The 16,300-nt window shown below is 44.8% G+C and carries 13 protein-coding genes; 12 read left to right on the forward strand and 1 reads right to left on the reverse strand.

Annotation, left to right across the window (positions count from 1 at the left end):
- The first annotated feature begins 54 nt into the window (after positions 1-54).
- The 3 genes from nhaR (at position 55) to ACVFI8_RS15265 (ending at position 6,243) form a co-directional block, all read left to right on the forward strand.
- Entirely contained in the window at positions 55-993 is a 939-nt protein-coding gene (nhaR, locus tag ACVFI8_RS15255) for a transcriptional activator NhaR (protein WP_248712718.1), read from the forward strand.
- 557 nt (positions 994-1,550) lie between these two features.
- A complete protein-coding gene (locus ACVFI8_RS15260) occupies positions 1,551-5,807 on the forward strand; it encodes a PKD domain-containing protein (RefSeq protein ID WP_457871805.1) in 4,257 nt (1,418 codons plus the stop codon).
- A 139-nt stretch (positions 5,808-5,946) separates the two neighbouring features.
- Positions 5,947-6,243 (forward strand): ArsR/SmtB family transcription factor, encoded by a 297-nt coding sequence (locus tag ACVFI8_RS15265; RefSeq protein ID WP_248712716.1) that lies wholly within the window; start codon positions 5,947-5,949, stop codon positions 6,241-6,243.
- A gap of 59 nt (positions 6,244-6,302) precedes the next feature.
- On the opposite strand, the gene rpsT is transcribed toward ACVFI8_RS15265, so the two are convergent.
- Positions 6,303-6,563, reverse strand: a complete 261-nt coding sequence (gene rpsT / locus ACVFI8_RS15270; protein ID WP_248712715.1) for a 30S ribosomal protein S20 — start codon at positions 6,561-6,563, stop codon at positions 6,303-6,305.
- A 238-nt stretch (positions 6,564-6,801) separates the two neighbouring features.
- Between rpsT and murJ the strand changes: the two genes are divergently transcribed.
- The 9 genes from murJ to ACVFI8_RS15315 all read left to right on the forward strand — a co-directional run bounded on the left by murJ (position 6,802) and on the right by ACVFI8_RS15315 (position 16,241).
- On the forward strand, positions 6,802-8,379 hold the full coding sequence (murJ, locus tag ACVFI8_RS15275; RefSeq protein WP_457871806.1) for a murein biosynthesis integral membrane protein MurJ: 1,578 nt from the start codon (positions 6,802-6,804) through the stop codon (positions 8,377-8,379).
- A gap of 42 nt (positions 8,380-8,421) precedes the next feature.
- Entirely contained in the window at positions 8,422-9,360 is a 939-nt protein-coding gene (ribF, locus tag ACVFI8_RS15280; protein WP_457871807.1) for a bifunctional riboflavin kinase/FAD synthetase, read from the forward strand.
- Positions 9,361-9,380: 20 nt separating this feature from the next.
- Complete coding sequence (gene ileS, locus ACVFI8_RS15285; RefSeq protein WP_248712712.1) at positions 9,381-12,212, forward strand: isoleucine--tRNA ligase; 2,832 nt, start codon at positions 9,381-9,383, stop codon at positions 12,210-12,212.
- Positions 12,205-12,717, forward strand: coding sequence for a signal peptidase II (gene lspA, locus ACVFI8_RS15290; RefSeq protein WP_248715652.1), 513 nt, complete (start codon positions 12,205-12,207; stop codon positions 12,715-12,717). Before ileS ends, lspA begins: the two co-directional genes overlap by 8 nt.
- Positions 12,714-13,139, forward strand: coding sequence for an FKBP-type peptidyl-prolyl cis-trans isomerase (gene fkpB, locus ACVFI8_RS15295; RefSeq protein ID WP_248712711.1), 426 nt, complete (start codon positions 12,714-12,716; stop codon positions 13,137-13,139). The genes lspA and fkpB overlap by 4 nt, the downstream gene beginning before the upstream one ends.
- Before the next feature lie 9 nt (positions 13,140-13,148).
- Positions 13,149-14,093: a 4-hydroxy-3-methylbut-2-enyl diphosphate reductase gene (gene ispH, locus ACVFI8_RS15300; protein WP_457871808.1), complete on the forward strand. Its 945-nt coding sequence runs from the start codon at positions 13,149-13,151 to the stop codon at positions 14,091-14,093.
- 131 nt (positions 14,094-14,224) lie between these two features.
- Positions 14,225-14,788: a type IV pilus modification protein PilV gene (pilV, locus tag ACVFI8_RS15305; protein WP_248712709.1), complete on the forward strand. Its 564-nt coding sequence runs from the start codon at positions 14,225-14,227 to the stop codon at positions 14,786-14,788.
- Complete coding sequence (locus ACVFI8_RS15310; protein WP_457871809.1) at positions 14,785-15,795, forward strand: PilW family protein; 1,011 nt, start codon at positions 14,785-14,787, stop codon at positions 15,793-15,795. The genes pilV and ACVFI8_RS15310 overlap by 4 nt, the downstream gene beginning before the upstream one ends.
- Positions 15,795-16,241 carry a hypothetical protein gene (locus tag ACVFI8_RS15315; RefSeq protein ID WP_457871810.1) on the forward strand — a complete coding sequence of 149 codons (447 nt, stop codon included), beginning with the start codon at positions 15,795-15,797 and terminating at the stop codon, positions 16,239-16,241. Before ACVFI8_RS15310 ends, ACVFI8_RS15315 begins: the two co-directional genes overlap by 1 nt.
- Positions 16,242-16,300 lie beyond the last annotated feature (59 nt).

The raw sequence follows: 16,300 nt of genomic DNA on the forward strand, positions 1-16,300 counted from the left end.
CCGAACGTTATTAATCATGCAAACCCCGTCAAGGGGTTTGCTGTTAGGTAAGGCATGTCACATTTAAACTATAACCACTTATATTATTTTTGGATGACCTATAAGCGCGGCTCCGTGACCGCGGCAGCTGAAGCTTTATTTCTCACCCCCCAAACAGTTACTGGCCAGATCAAGCAGTTAGAGCAACGCTTAGCGGGAGAATTATTCATTCGCCGTGGCCCTAAAATTACGCCTACAGAATTAGGCCAATTGGTCTACAAATACGCGGATAAAATGTTTAGCCTTAGTTACGAGATGCTGGATATTGTTAACTACTCTCAACAAGAAAAATTGTTGTTTGAAGTTGGGGTGGCTGACGCACTATCTAAACGTTTAGCAAGTCGAATTCTTTTATCGGCAGTGCCCGCTGATGGAAATATTCGATTGCGGTGCGTTGAATCAACCCACGAATTATTGTTATCTCAACTGGCAGAGCACAAGTTAGACATGATCCTTTCTGATTGTGGCTTAGACCATGCTCAGCAAGATGGCGTATTAAGTAAAAAACTGGGTGAAAGTGGTATCGCCTTTTTTGCTAATGAACCTTTACCCTTGTTACCCTTTCCTGCATGTTTAGAGCAACGTAGTTTACTGTTGCCTGGTCGACGTAGTTCCTTGGGCAGAAAACTTTGGGCTTGGTTTGATGAGCTAGGGTTAAAAGTATCGGTATTGGGTGAGTTTGATGATGCTGCCTTAATGAAAGCTTTTGGCGCTTATACCGATGGTATTTTTGTTGCCCCCGCTATTTATACAGAAGAAATTTTGGCTAACCCTAATACCCACTTATTAGGTATCACTAATGAGCTAACAGAAGAGTACCACCTGTTGTTTGCTGAGCGCATGATTCAACACCCTTCGGTTAAGCAGCTATGTAATAGCGATTTTTCTACTTTGTTTTCTGGGAAACAGCAGTTACAGAATGTCGATGAAATTCTGAATTTTAGTCGCCGCTAAGCAACGCGCAGCGGTAAATATTCTTATAATATTTATGAACAAATTTAACTCAATAACAAGAAGATATGTCTGCGCTTATTAGTGAGGCTTATATCAAATAAATTGGTTTGACCTTGGTTGTTTATTTGAAGCTAAGCATGTTTAACACTTATCTTGCTTAATTATTGCTCTCCCAAGCGTTAGTCTACGCGTTAGCAAAATCACAAAACAATATGTTGAGTCGTCGTGCAATTGCCTAAGCGCGTTTCGCTGCGAACTCCCTACAATAATAATTGTTGGCATAAAGACCAACATCAAATGTTTCTGGTAACTCTTTGTCTTGGTTGTATTTAAGTTTCCATTCATTGAGCTGTATTACAGAAGCCTTGTTAAGCCTAGGTCCATCTCAACCTGGTTTAACGAGTGATGCCTAGGCATCTGCGCGCAGAAACAAACGGTAGTTGGGTAATAAAAATTCGGTTAACACTAAACTTTCCCATGTTTGGCTTCTGTATTTTAATCAGCGAGTAAGCGTATGAGTGGCCTAAGGGCTACGAGTACGGGAAAGGAAGCAAATCATGAAAAAGGTGTTCGCCATCAGTATGGTGGCTGCGTCGATCTCTGCGCAAGCAGAAATAGCCGCTACCCATATATATCATAATCACATGCCAAATTTTTGGCCTTACTACGACATTAGCCAATATGACGGTTTATCTATCGGGGAGCCGGTTCGTTATACCTACGATGGGCAAGTCATTAATCTAAAAAATAATCCTCCTGCTAATTACACATTTTTTATACCAGGTAGTGGCGCTCCGATGCCACATGATGATTTAGTCTCGTATTATCAGCATCATGCGAAGAAAGGGGCGTATTTAAGCTGGCCCATGGATACCGCCAAAGGTAACAATGGTAATCATCCGCAAAGCCAAACGCACGTTACCATGTCTGCATCGGTGATCAATAACGTGCAAAGTTTTGCCGAACTTGGCAATTTAGACGGCTACAATTCTGGGTGGGGGGCATATTGGCGTGATACCCAAAATAGTACTAAAACCAGTGGTGGGTTTAATGCTTTAGATACGATTCACTTTTCTGGGCACCATACGATGGGGCCGCTGGTAGGTAATGAATATTTCTTAAAAGATTTAATCTACCAAAACGTAACACTTGCCCAAGACTATTTTTTGGGAGATTCATTTAAATCTTCCAAGGGCTTTTTCCCGACAGAGTTGGGTTTCTCTGAGCGGATTATTCCGGTATTAACCAAGCTAGGTATTGAATGGTCGGTATTAGGCAACGTGCACTATTCAAGAACCCTGCGAGACTACCCTTACTTAAATGACCCCGGCAAAGATACCCTAATCTCCCCACCTAACCGTGCTGATTTACAAAATGTCAGTGATATTGGTTCATGGGTAGATCTGCACATGTTTAACGAACAACAAGTTACCCATAATAAGTTTCCGTTTGCTTCTATTCCACATTGGGTGCAATACGTCGATCCTAATACTGGTGAACAGCATAAAGTAGCCGGTATTCCTGTAGAGCAAGCTAGCTCTTGGGAAGAGGGCTATCAATGTAAAGTGACGGCTGATGCGATAAAAGCGTTTGAAGGGGATGCCGCATCTATTGGCAGAACCCAATACTTTACTATCGCCCACGATGGCGATAATTCTGCTGGCTGTGCGGGTGATGGTAATACTTGGGCAAATTCGGGTAATGTCACTTATGCCGACAGCGCAGTGCGAGGCATGGGAGTAGATGAGTATCTACAAGCTTACCCTATCCCCGCGGATGATGTGGTGCATGTGCAAGACGGATCTTGGATTGATACCCGTGATTCGTCGGCAGATCCAACGTGGTATCACTGGCATATTCCTATGGGGGTTTGGCGTGGCCAAATGGCCGAGTTTAATACAGCCAATGGCACTGATTTTGTCGCTAGTCGTGAGCATATGGTGTCGCTTGAACTCGGTTACCATTATTTAGAGCGCAACTTTGCTTTATTACAAGCCGCAGAAAACTATGCTAAAACCGCAGAGCAAATTTGGTTGGACAATAATCCAAATTATTGGAGCCCAAGTACCGCTCGCGATAATGAAGTGACCTACCCAGGTAATCAATTAAACCCCTGGATGATGTCTTTTCCAGTAAAAGGCGACGTCAACAACAACTACGCGGGTGGGGCAAACCCTGCTGAATTAGGCTGGTACTTCTTACTTGCTTCTATTGATTCAGGCTTTGGTTACTACGACGAGAATGTTGATGATGGTGTAAAACCGACGGTTTCGTTTAACCAGTCTTTGCATTTCACTACACCTTACGTAAACGCCAATATTAGCCAAGATAAAACCGGCCCGTCTCTTTGGTGGCCGCAACGTTATCCTTATAACCCCGGCAGTGCCAACTCAAGTAAAGCGGAAGGGTGGGCAACGGTTTATGCCGATACCAAGTTTGCTATTTACACCTACGGCTATGATGTGAGCAATATTCAGGACATTCAAGTCAAGGTTCGAGTGCACAAAGACAAATGGGCAACGGCTACCGATAAAACCTTTAAGTTATATGACCCTAGTGCGCATAGTACCGATCCAAATGTTGACCCCTCTAGAGTGGGTGAATGGCAAAGCTTCAGCATGAACGAGCGTGACTTAAGCGGAGATATTAATGGTGTAGATTGGCAACCCTCTGGTAAAGAAATGTTTGAAGTGGTGCCCGCTGAAAAAATCGGCAACATGTATTTCACCTACATTGATCAATACCAAGAGCAGTTATTGGATTACTACATTGAAGCCACTGATAGTAAGGGGAATGTTACCCGTTCTGACATTCAGCAAGTGTATGTGGGGGCTGGTCAGTTTAGCAGTGTAGGCGGAAAAACCGTTGAAGACGTAAACGGCGCGATTGCGGGCGAAGCGGTATTCTTTACCGATACTGTGGTTATTGGTGATAAACGCCCTGTGGCGGTGATTGATGCGGTTGGTGGTGACGTGGACTTAGGCACTGTAGTGACCTTAAGCGCTGCAGGATCTAGCGATGAAGAAGGCCCCATTGCTAGCTATTTATGGAGCACTGGCGAAACGACCCCTTCGATTACTCTGACTCTTGATGAACGTAAAACCGTATCAGTTACGGTAACCGACAGTGTCGGGCAAAAAGCGTCAACCAGTATCACTTACCGTATCATTGGCCAGTCGGTAACTACGACTCTTTATTACCAAGACAATAGTGGTTGGGGACAAGTATGTTTGCACTACACTATAGACGGCGCAATCACTTGGACAACTGCGCCAGGCGATCCAATGCAAAGTTTGGCTGACAACTGGTATAGCTTAACGGTTGATTTAGAAGATGGAAGCCAACTAGAGTTTGCTGCCAATAATTGTAATGGGGTGTGGGACAGTAACGGTGGTCAAAACTACCAGGTTGAAGAAGGCAGCTGGAATGTTGCTGCGGGTGCTATTGCTGCGGGTATTCCAGATGGTTTAGACTCAAACGTGGCTCCGGTTGCACGCATTAGCCCTGCTAGCCAAACAGTGGCTAAAGGCACAGTGCTAACGCTAAGTGGCGCGGGTTCGACTGATAGTGATGGTTCCATTGCTAGTTACAATTGGAGTACGGGAGAATCTACCGAGTCAATTTCAGTGACCGTTAATGAGACTCAAACCATTAGCCTATCGGTGAGTGATAACCAAGGAAAAACAGCGAATACTTCGGTAACCTTAACGGTTGTACCTAATAAAGCGCCTGTAGCGAGTATTTCACCTGCGAGCCAAACCGTTGCAGTGGGAACTACCGTAAACTTAAGTGCTGCGGATTCAAGTGATGAAGATGGAGCTATTGCCAGCTACTTGTGGAGTACCGGTGAAACGACGAGCAGTATCCAGGTCGTTGTTGATGTGTCTAAAACCTTGAGCGTAACGGTTACCGACAATGAAGGCGCCACCGCTACTGCTGAAGCAGTATTAACGGTGGAAAGTGATGAGAACGCTAAAAACTTCAATCAACTTAACTTCCGTGGTACTGCAAACGGTTGGGCTGCAGCTGCGATGAACTTGGTTGCCGATAATACTTGGCAGTTAGTGGTTGAATTTGATGGTCAAGCTAATCAACGCTTTAAGTTTGATGTGAGCAATGACTGGAGCCAAAACTACGGTGATAGCAACGCTGATGGAGTATTAGAGCAAACGGGTGGAGATATCTTCACTACGGTATCAGGTTCTTATTTGGTTGAAGTGAACGATCAAACTTTGGCGTATAGCCTTACAGAGTTGAACGCAAACCAAGCTCCAAGCGCAATTATTGGCGCCTCTGCGACTCAGGTAGATATTGGTCAAAGCATTACTTACAGTGCTGCTGGCTCTAGTGATAGTGACGGTACTATTACCGGTTACCTATGGAGTAATGGCTCTGTAAGCGAAACCACTACGGTTACTTACAACACGCCAGGCTCACACGACATGAGCCTAACAGTGACTGACGATGGAGGTAAAACCGGCCAAGCATCGGTAGTGGTAGAAGTGGTTGACCCTAACGCTAATTATACGGCTAACTTAGCTCAGTTATATTTCCGCGGTACTGCCAATAATTGGCAAACCACGGCAATGACATTAGTGGCTGATAACACTTGGCGAACTACGGTGAGTTTTGATGGCCAAAATGATCAACGTTTTAAGTTTGATGTAAATGGTGACTGGTCAACTAACTTTGGTGATAACAACAATGATGCAGTGTTAGATCCGTCCGGTGGAGACATCTTCACAGAAGTGGTAGGCAGTTACCTTGTTGAGGTGAATGACACCACCATGCAATATACGATTGTTGCGCAATAGCAATACTTGTAGATAAGCCCTTAAGCCGCTAAATAGCGGCTTTTTTGTCGGCTAAAGAAGGGCTGAAAATGGGGGTTTATCTAGCGAGCGTAAATCATTTCACGTATAGTTTGCTCAACCAATGTCATTGAGTATGAAGATGAATATACAAGACATGCAGAAAAATGCTGAACCAGCATTAAAACTACTTAAAGCGCTGGCTAATGAAAGTCGCTTGATGATTTTATGTAATCTGTTAGAAGGCGAATTAACGGTAGGCGAATTGAACCAGCGCGTTGAATTAAGCCAATCGGCCTTATCACAGCACCTAGCTTGGTTACGTAAAGATAATTTGGTGGCTACCAGAAAAGAATCGCAAACGGTCTATTATTCGTTAGCGAGCGACGAAGCAACCGCCATATTGGCACAGCTTCATAGCATGTACTGCCCAGACTAAGTCTGTTTAATAGATATAAAAAAACCGGCATAAGCCGGTTTTTTTTCAAGCGCTTTAAATTAAAGTGCGTTGATTTTAGCAACAATGCGGCTCTTATGACGAGCGGCTTTGTTTTTGCTGATCAAACCTTTAGACGCGTAACGGTCTAAGATAGGTTGAGCAACTGTGTATGCTGCTTGAGCTGCATCTTTATCGCCTGCTTCGATAGCTGCAATAACTTTTTTCAAATTAGTGCGCATCATAGAGCGGCGGCTAGCGTTATGCTGACGACGCTTTTCAGCTTGGATAGCGCGTTTTTTAGCTGACTTAATATTAGCCAAGGTTAACTCCTGAACTTTGTCTTGGAATTATGAATTTTAAGGCCGTGGAATATGCCCGTTTTTCATGTTTATGTCAAACAATTTTTAACCAACTATAAATATCCAAGCAAGTAAAACCTAACTAAACGTTACGGTCGTAGCATCGATCTCTATAGGCGGGTAAACTGTGGCGCGATTCTACCAGCATTTTCTATGTTAGGGCAGAGGAATTTGTATAAATTGGCTACAGGACAGTGCATTGAGTAAATCCTTGTTAAAATCAGGCGCCATTGTGAGCGGTATGACCTTGATCTCTAGGGTGTTAGGTTTAGTTCGTGATGTTGTTATTGCGAACCTAATGGGGGCCGGTGTTGCTGCCGATGTATTTTTCTTTGCCAACAAAATCCCTAATTTTCTACGTAGGCTATTTGCCGAAGGGGCATTTGCTCAAGCTTTTGTCCCGGTACTGACAGAGTATAAGCAAAACAGCAGCGAGGATGACGTTAGGCAACTGGTCGCCAAGGTGAGCGGAACCTTGGGTTTGATTGTCACCGTTGTCACTCTGCTGGGGATTGTCGGCTCACCGATAGTAGCGGCACTGTTTGGTACCGGTTGGTTTATTTCTTGGTTACAAGATGGACCAGATGGCGCAAAATTTGAATTGTCAGCCTTTCTTTTAAAAATAACCTTTCCTTATTTGTGGTTTGTTACCTTTACTGGTTTGTCGGGGGCTATTCTCAATGCCTTTGGTCGATTTGCGGTCGCCGCTTTCACTCCGGTATTGCTCAATGTGGCGATTATCGGTTTTGCCTTAGTCGTCTCTCCCCACCTCGAGCAACCTGAAATTGGGTTAGCAATGGGGGTGTTTGTTGGTGGTTTGATTCAATTATTATTTCAGCTGCCATTTATATATAAGCTCAACTTACTGAGTAAGCCTAAGTGGGGCTGGAAGCATCCTGGCGTAACTAAAATTCGTACCTTGATGATTCCGGCTTTGTTTGGCGTGTCGGTCAGTCAAATCAATTTGCTGCTGGATACTTTAATCGCCAGCTTCTTAGTGACGGGCTCTATATCTTGGCTGTATTACTCTGATCGCTTACTGGAGTTTCCACTGGGACTATTTGGGATCGCCATTGCCACAGTCATATTGCCGAGCCTCTCTCAGCGTCATGTGGATAAGAATCCAAAGCAATTTCAACAAACCATGGATTGGGCAGTGCGTATGGTTTGCTTTTTGGGCATTCCTGCCACGGTGGGTATGGCTTTGCTGGCTCAGCCCATTTTACAGGTATTATTTATGCGCGGTGCGTTTGATCAGCAAGACGTGCTTAATGCTTCGTATAGCCTAATAGCGTATAGCGGTGGTTTGCTGTTCTTTATGCTGGTGAAGGTGCTCGCGCCAGGCTATTACTCACGTCAAGATACTAAAACGCCGGTGAAAATTGGCATTGTCGCCATGGCAAGCAACATGGGATTTAACCTTATTTTTGCCATTCCCTATGGTTATGTAGGGCTGGCTATTGCTACGGCATTATCTGCCATACTGAATGCTAGTTTGTTGTATCGAGGCTTATATAAGCAGGGCGTGTATAAGCTCAGTTCTCCAACCACGGTATGTATAGCCAAAATTGTGGCTGCATCTTTGGTCATGGGAGGGCTTATTGTTTGGCTTTCACCCATTGCTGAGCAATGGTTTGCATTGTCGTGGTTTGACAGTGTGTTGCAACTTTTAATCTGTATTGCAGTTGCTGTAGTCAGCTACCTGGTTTTGCTATTTTGTTTAGGGATTAGATTAGCGCACTTGAAAAGCAGTTTCGGGGCTGTAACTGCGGACTAAACAAGCTATAATCCGTCGGTTTTTGATGAAATAGGCGCCGGAATGGAGTTAATTCGCGGTATTCGCAATATTAAAGCGCGTCATTATGGCTGCGCTTTGAGCATTGGTAACTTTGATGGAGTGCATTTAGGCCATCAACAAGTTATTAAAAGTTTAGTTGAACAGGCTCGTCAGCGGGGCTTACCTGCTGTTGTGATGATTTTTGAGCCACAGCCTTTAGAGGTTTTTGTTAAACACCAAGCTCCCGCTAGAATTAGCCGATTTCGTGACAAATACCAACAGCTGAAGAGTTTAGGTGTTGATCGTTTATTAGTGGTACGTTTTAACGATCAATTTGCGCAACAAAGCGCTGACTATTTTGTACGTCAGTTATTGGTTGAGTTACTCGGTATAAAATACTTAGCAGTGGGTGATGACTTTCACTTTGGTAAGGGCCGAGAGGGTAACTTTGCAAGCTTACAAGCAGTGAAAGAGCGCTATGGTTTTGAGCTTACCGCGACAGACTCTTTTTGTATGAATCAATCGCGGGTAAGTAGCACCTTACTACGTCAGTATTTGGCTGATGCGGATTTTAATACGGTGGCGCAATTATTAGGGCGCAAATTTGCTTTTAGTGGCAAAGTCATTCATGGGCAAAAACTTGGCCGTCAGTTAGGTTTTGCTACCGCAAACCTTAAAGTGGCGCGCAATGTTTGCCCTATTCACGGGGTGTTTGCCATTAAAGCTTATGTGCAAGGTCAGCCAGAGCATCGATTCTCTGGTATCGCCAACATTGGTTGGCGACCTACTGCCGCTGGAAAAGATTTACTGGTAGAAGCTCATTTATTTGAGTTTGATGCCAACCTGTATGGTCAACGCTTAGTGGTTGAACCGCAGTTAAAAATACGAGATGAACAAAAGTTTGATTCACTGGATGCGCTTAAAGCTCAGGTGAATCTCGATATTAAGCGAGCAAAAGCCTACTATGGCCTTGCTGAGTAAACGACTGGAAAAGTAATTCGATGAGCGACTATAAAGATACTCTTAATCTACCTGATACCGAATTCCCAATGCGAGGTAATTTAGCCAATCGCGAACCTGCGATGCTAAAACGTTGGGACGAAAAAGATCTGTACGGAAAAATTAGACAGGCCAAAAAGGGTAAAAAGAGCTTTATTTTGCATGATGGCCCTCCGTACGCCAACGGCAATATTCACCTTGGTCACGCCGTGAACAAAGTGCTTAAAGATATCATTATTAAATCGAAGACTTTGTCTGATTTTGACTCACCGTACATTCCTGGTTGGGATTGTCATGGTCTGCCTATCGAGTTACAAGTTGAGAAGAAAGTAGGTAAGCCCGGTAAGAAAGTCACGGCGGCTGAATTTCGTCAAAAATGCCGTGATTACGCGACTAAGCAAATTGATGGTCAGCGTAACGACTTTATCCGTATGGGCATTTTAGGTGACTGGCAAAACCCTTACCTAACCATGAACTTTAATACCGAGGCGAACATCATTCGTTCTTTGGCTAAGATCATTGATAACGGTCACCTGTTGCAAGGCTCTAAGCCTGTGCATTGGTGTACTGATTGTGGCAGTGCCTTAGCAGAAGCGGAAGTTGAATACGAAGACAAAACTTCGCCTGCTATCGATGTGCGATTTACAGCCGTTGATGAAGCTGCAGTATTAGCTAAATTCGACCACCCTGAAGGTGTTAGTGGTGAAGGTCCTATCTCTGCGGTTATTTGGACTACCACCCCTTGGACCTTACCTGCTAACCGTGCGGTAGCGGTAAACGCCCATCTAGAATATGTATTGGTTCAAATTGAAACAGAGAATGGCAAAGAGCGTTTAATTCTTGCTCGTGACTTAATGGAGCAATGTGTAGAGCGTTTTGGCGCCACCCATTTCCATGCTTTAGGTTACTGTCAGGGCGAAGCGCTTGAACTGATTAAAGTGAAGCATCCGTTCTATGATTTTGAGGTTCCCGTCATCCTCGGAGACCATGTAACAACTGAGTCTGGTACTGGTTGTGTGCATACTGCACCAGGCCATGGCCAAGAAGATTTCGCGGTAGGTCAAAAATACCAGCTTGAAGTTGCCAACCCCGTCGGTGATAACGGTGTGTTCTTAGCCGATACCCCGTTCTTTGCTGGCCAGCACGTATTCAAAGCCAACGACAAGGTAATTGAACAGCTGAAACATACCGGTGCCTTGTTACACCATCATGCTATTCGTCACAGTTACCCGCATTGCTGGCGTCATAAAACACCGATTATTTTCCGTGCTACGCCGCAGTGGTTTATTAGCATGGATCAAAATGGTTTGCGTAAGCAAGCTATGCAAGAAATTGAAAAAACCCAATGGATCCCTGATTGGGGCCAAAGCCGTATTGAAAGTATGGTAGAAAACCGTCCTGATTGGTGTATCTCTCGCCAGCGGACTTGGGGCGTGCCTATCGCGTTGTTTGTGCATCGCGAGACCAACGAGTTACATCCTCGCGCGGTAGAGTTAATGGAAGATGTTGCTAAGCGTGTTGAGCTAACCGGTATTCAAGCATGGTGGGACTTAGACGCCGCAGAGCTATTAGGCGATGAAGCAGCACAGTACCGTAAGGTAGAAGATACTTTAGATGTTTGGTTTGACTCGGGTTCGACTCACTCAAGTGTGGTCGCTGCGCGTAAAGAGTTTAATGGTCAAGCGGCCGATATGTACTTAGAAGGCTCTGATCAACACCGCGGCTGGTTCCAATCGTCGTTAATGATTGCCACGGCTATGACTGGTAAAGCGCCATACCAACAGGTATTAACTCATGGTTTCACGGTTGATGCTAAAGGGCATAAGTTTTCTAAATCATTGGGCAATGGTATTGCACCACAAGATATTTGGAACAAACTAGGTTCTGATATTTTACGCTTGTGGATTGCTTCAACTAACTATACCGCTGAAATGAGTGTATCTGATGAGGTATTTAAGCGCAGTGCCGATGCCTACCGCCGTATTCGTAACACCTCGCGCTTCTTACTCGCTAACTTAGCGGGTTTCGACCCCAAGCAGCACCTAGTGGCCGCTGAAGATATGGTTGAGCTAGATCGCTGGGTAGTGGGGCGGGCTGCTGCTGTTCAACAAGAAATTGTTGAAGCTTATGAGCAATATCAGTTCCATGTGGTTTACCAGAAACTAATGCACTTCTGCTCAATTGAGTTGGGGAGCTTTTACTTAGATATTATTAAAGATCGCCAGTACACCGCCAAATCTGACGGTTTAGCGCGTCGTTCTTGTCAGACCGCGTTGTATCAAATTGCCGAAGCATTAACTCGTTGGATTGCGCCTATTTTAAGCTTTACCGCCGATGAGATTTGGCAAGCTCTGCCAGGTGAGCGTAGTGAATTTGTGTTTACCGAAACATGGTATGAAGGTTTAACCCCGTTAGCTCAAGACAGTGCGATGAATGATGCTTTTTGGGCGAAGTTAATCACTGTTCGTGATGAAGTGAATAAAAACTTAGAGCAAGCTCGCCGTGATAAGAAAATTGGTGGCACTTTAGAAGCAAAGGTCACTTTGTATGTTGATCAAGAATTAGAGCAAGTGTTGAGCCAATTAGGTGATGAGTTGCGATTTGTTCTTCTTACCTCTGGCGTAACGCTAAAAGCCATCGATACTGCCGATGAGTCAGCTGCTGCTACCGAATTGGCCAATATGAAGGTGTTAGTTGAAGTCGCTGAAGCAGAGAAGTGTGATCGTTGTTGGCACCACCGAGAAGATGTAGGCCAAAATACCGAACACCCAAGCCTATGTGGTCGCTGTGTGACTAACGTTGCAGGAGAAGGTGAGTCTCGTCATTATGCATAGTGATATCACCGCAGAAAAAAACACCACGAGCGGTTTGCGATGGATTTGGTTGAGTGTATTGGTTTTTGCTGTTGACCAAATCACTAAATTGGCCATTGCTAAAACCTTTGATTTGTATGAGTCGGTAGCAATAACACCGTTCTTTAACTTGGTTTCGGTGCGTAATTATGGCGCAGCGTTTAGCTTTTTAAGTGATGCGGGGGGCTGGCAACGCTGGTTTTTCACCGCGATTGCTTTGCTCGTGAGCGGCTTGTTATTGTGGTGGATGAAGCAAACACCAGCCAAGCAGAAATGGCAGGCGATTGCTTACGCTTTAGTACTCGGTGGCGCACTGGGTAATGTATTTGATCGAGTGGTGTTTGGTTACGTGATCGACTTTTTAGATTTTTATGTAGGCAGCTATCATTGGCCTTCATTCAACGTAGCGGATTCAGCGATATGTGTTGGTGCAGTGTTGTTGGTGTTAGATAGTATTTTCTCACCGCAATCAAAGGATGCGAAATGATTCAGCAAGGAAGCAAAGTAGAACTTCACTTTGTGTTGAAGTTAAGCGATGGCTCTATTGCCGAAAGTACTTACAATTACCCCAAGCCCGCTCAGTTGGTCATGGGGGATGGTAGCTTAACCGACGGTTTTGAAGCATGTTTATTGGGTTTAAAAGTCGGCGATAAAAGCCAGTTTGAACTTAATGCCGAACAAGCGTTTGGGCCTAGCAACCCGGATAATATTAAGTACTTCGAACGCAGCAAGTTTGGTGATGAAGCGCCTGCCGAAGAAGGCAGTATTATTGCGTTTACTCAGCCTGATGGTAGCGAAATTCCTGGGATTGTTCGGGAAATTATCGGCGATTCAGTCACGGTTGATTTTAATCATCCTTTGGCTGGGCAAACAGTGATTTTTGAAGTGGATATTCTTGCGGTTAATTAAGGAACAATAGTGGAAATACTGTTAGCTAATCCTCGTGGTTTTTGCGCTGGTGTAGACCGAGCCATTTCTATTGTTGAACGTGCCTTAGAAATGTTTGGCGCACCTATTTACGTGCGTCACGAAGTGGTTCATAACCGTTACGTGGTTGATGGTTTGCGTAAACGCGGTGCCGAGTTTGTTGATGAACTGAGCGATGTTCCTGAGGGGAGCATTTGTATTTTTAGTGCACATGGTGTGTCTCAAGCAGTAAGGGTTGAAGCGAAACAGCGAGCCCTGAAAATATTTGATGCTACATGCCCTCTAGTGACTAAGGTTCATATGGAGGTCACCCGCGCTAGCCGTAAAGGTATTGAGTGTGTCTTGATTGGCCACCACGGTCATCCTGAAGTCAACGGTACTATGGGCCAATACGATAACGCTGAAGGGGGGATTTACTTGGTTGAAACCGTTGATGACGTCGCCCACTTACAGGTGAAAAAACCTGAGCAGCTGTTTTATTGTACTCAAACTACTTTATCTGTAGATGATACTTCAGCGATTATTGATGCATTGCGTGTCAAGTTTTCTAAGATCCAAGGCCCGCGTAAAGATGATATTTGTTATGCCACGCAAAACCGTCAAGATGCAGTGAAAGATTTAGCTGAAAAATCTGATGTGGTGTTGGTGGTAGGGTCGAAGAACTCATCCAACTCTAATCGATTACGCGAAAAAGCCGAAAAATCGGGTGCGGCAGCCTACCTCATTGACGGCGTGAGTGACATCAATGGCCAATGGTTTAAAGCCGATAGTCGCGTCGGTGTCACCGCTGGTGCCTCTGCACCTGAAATATTAGTCCAAGAGGTTGTTTTTGGCCTGAAAGCCATGGGTGGGGTGACGGTTACTGAAAATCCAGGCCGTGAAGAAAATACCATTTTTGAAGTCCCTGCTGAGTTACGCGTCGTTCAGAAAAACTAATCCCTTTCTCGCAAATCCCCTAAAAAAGAAGGCATGGCCTTCTTTTTTGCGCTATACCCTAAATAACTAGGTGCAAAAGGAGTGTGCATCTAACAAATGCTAGTTAATGCATCAGGGATAGGTAGGTTTAGATGCGAAATAGAATAACTCCACAATGCAGAGGTTTTACTCTGATAGAAGTGATCGTCACTTCATTTATATTAGCTATTGGTTTGTTAGCGGTAGTCGCTATGCAAGCGGTGGCCAAACGATCTAGTTTTGAAACTCACCAAAGAACCCTCGCCATGTTAGCTGCTGAAGATATGGTTGAGCGAGTTCGTTTAAATCACTTGGCGTGGCAAGCGAATAATCCAGCCACTGTTACAGTTGGCGATGGGCAAGCTGCCAGAAGTAAGCCTAGTTGCGCTGAAGATAGTGGTGTGATGAGCAACTGCAGCCTAGCCGATGTGGTTAATTATGATTTGTACCATTGGGAATACGCCCTCTATGCCAAAGCCGCGCACAGTAAAGGTGGTTTAGTCAAACCAAATGGTTGTGTGCTGCTGAGTGCCAATGGTGAGCTAACCGTGGTAGTGACTTGGCAATCAAGAAAGTCTTTCACCGGGATTGATAGTACCAACACTGTGGTGAGTAACTGTCAATCTCAGTCTGAGGACCGCCGGAAAATGGCGCTCACTACTTGGGTGGCATCATGACTATATCTAGGCAACGTGGCTTTACCTTAGTCGAATGGATGATCGCCATCGTAATTGGCCTATTTCTCACTGCTGGTATTGGTAGCTTCCTTGTGGCATCGCAGCGTAGTACCGAGTCTACTTACCATAGTGAACAACTGATGGAGAGCGGGCGTATCGCCATGCACCTCATTACCCGCGATTTGAAAATGGTAGGTTTTTTTGGTGAATACACGGGTAACCCTATGGTTAGGGGAGCGGGTGTCACTTTACTTGCCACCGATATTAGCGCAGCAAATGATTGTAGGATTGATTGGATTGGTGGTTCCCCTGAAGGATCTTTTCCATCCAGTGAAGGGCGTTTTAGCTCCTTATTTGTCGGCCAAGTAAGTAGTTCTAATTCTTTAAGTGGGCAATATGCTTGTGTTAGTGATCGCAGTAATTTAGTGGTTGATTCAGATGTCATCGGCATAAAACGGGTGATTGGCTCTCCTAAGCAAAGCGCGGCTGAGTTAGACGATGACCGGTATTATTTTGCCGCTAATACTGCCGGTGCGCAGATTTTCACCGTTAGTGACCCTTGGCCAACCGAAGTGGCTATGCCGGGTCGCCAGATATGGGAATACCAACATATCGTTTATTACTTAGATGTGAGCGCTCAGTCTGGATTGCCGGTTTTACGTCAGCTATATCTTGATAATGATAGCGGTATGAAGATCCTTGGCAATGGTCCGCTAGTTGAAGGGATAGAGCGAATGCGGGTGTTACTTGGGGTTGATACCGATACCACTCAAGATGGAGTGATCAATGATTTTGTTGCCGCTAATAGCATAAGCCCGCAACAGTGGAGTGAAGGACGGGTTATTGGGGCTAAGCTTTTTTTATTAGTTCGCTCGTTAACTGAAGATCAAAACTATACTAATACAAACAGCTATACCTTAGGTGATATGCCGGTTGCTGCCGCAAATGATCATTACCGAAGGGCGTTATTCGAATCAGTCGTGTCGTTAAGGAACATGGTGTACTAATGATCAAGACTACTCTGCCTCTTAATCAACAAGGAGCCGCCTTATTCGTTGCAATGCTGTTTTTGCTTATTTTGAGCTTTTTAGGCGGCGTTCTATTAACCAGTGCCAATCAGGGCTTGAAAGTCGTTTCTGCCATGAGCGATCGCTTGGGGGCAGAACATGTTTTGGAAGGTGATATGAACGAATTAGTCATAGAGCCCACTTTGCAAGGCGTTATTGGCTCGATGTCACCCGCATCCTCAATGGCCGTGGCCACCATGGTTGCCGATGCTGATGGAACCTTAAGCCACAATGTAGATAGTGTATGTGCGCGCAGTTTTAACGCCAGTAGTAATAACGCCATTACTGAGTGTCGTTATGTCAGGGTGCAGGTGACTAAGCACTACGGGAAATCTAAGCGCTCTGCTACTTCACTCGCTGCAGGGCTAGAGCAACCACTGTTATAAATAATGGGTCAATGGTGTCTGTTTTTCTGTCGCCATAAGTTAAATTCGAGGAGAGAGTT

The organism is Agarivorans sp. MS3-6 (genome assembly GCF_054112545.1).

Bases quoted from the DNA above. Each gene is read 5' to 3' on its own strand.
- ACVFI8_RS15315 (WP_457871810.1), top strand. From the start codon at position 15,795: ATGATCAAGACTACTCTGCCTCTTAATCAACAAGGAGCCGCCTTATTC.
- ACVFI8_RS15260 (WP_457871805.1), top strand. From the start codon at position 1,551: ATGAAAAAGGTGTTCGCCATCAGTATGGTGGCTGCGTCGATCTCTGCG.
- ribF (WP_457871807.1), top strand. From the start codon at position 8,422: ATGGAGTTAATTCGCGGTATTCGCAATATTAAAGCGCGTCATTATGGC.
- ACVFI8_RS15265 (WP_248712716.1), top strand. From the start codon at position 5,947: ATGAATATACAAGACATGCAGAAAAATGCTGAACCAGCATTAAAACTA.
- nhaR (WP_248712718.1), top strand. From the start codon at position 55: ATGTCACATTTAAACTATAACCACTTATATTATTTTTGGATGACCTAT.
- lspA (WP_248715652.1), top strand. From the start codon at position 12,205: ATGCATAGTGATATCACCGCAGAAAAAAACACCACGAGCGGTTTGCGA.
- pilV (WP_248712709.1), top strand. From the start codon at position 14,225: ATGCGAAATAGAATAACTCCACAATGCAGAGGTTTTACTCTGATAGAA.
- ileS (WP_248712712.1), top strand. From the start codon at position 9,381: ATGAGCGACTATAAAGATACTCTTAATCTACCTGATACCGAATTCCCA.
- ACVFI8_RS15310 (WP_457871809.1), top strand. From the start codon at position 14,785: ATGACTATATCTAGGCAACGTGGCTTTACCTTAGTCGAATGGATGATC.
- fkpB (WP_248712711.1), top strand. From the start codon at position 12,714: ATGATTCAGCAAGGAAGCAAAGTAGAACTTCACTTTGTGTTGAAGTTA.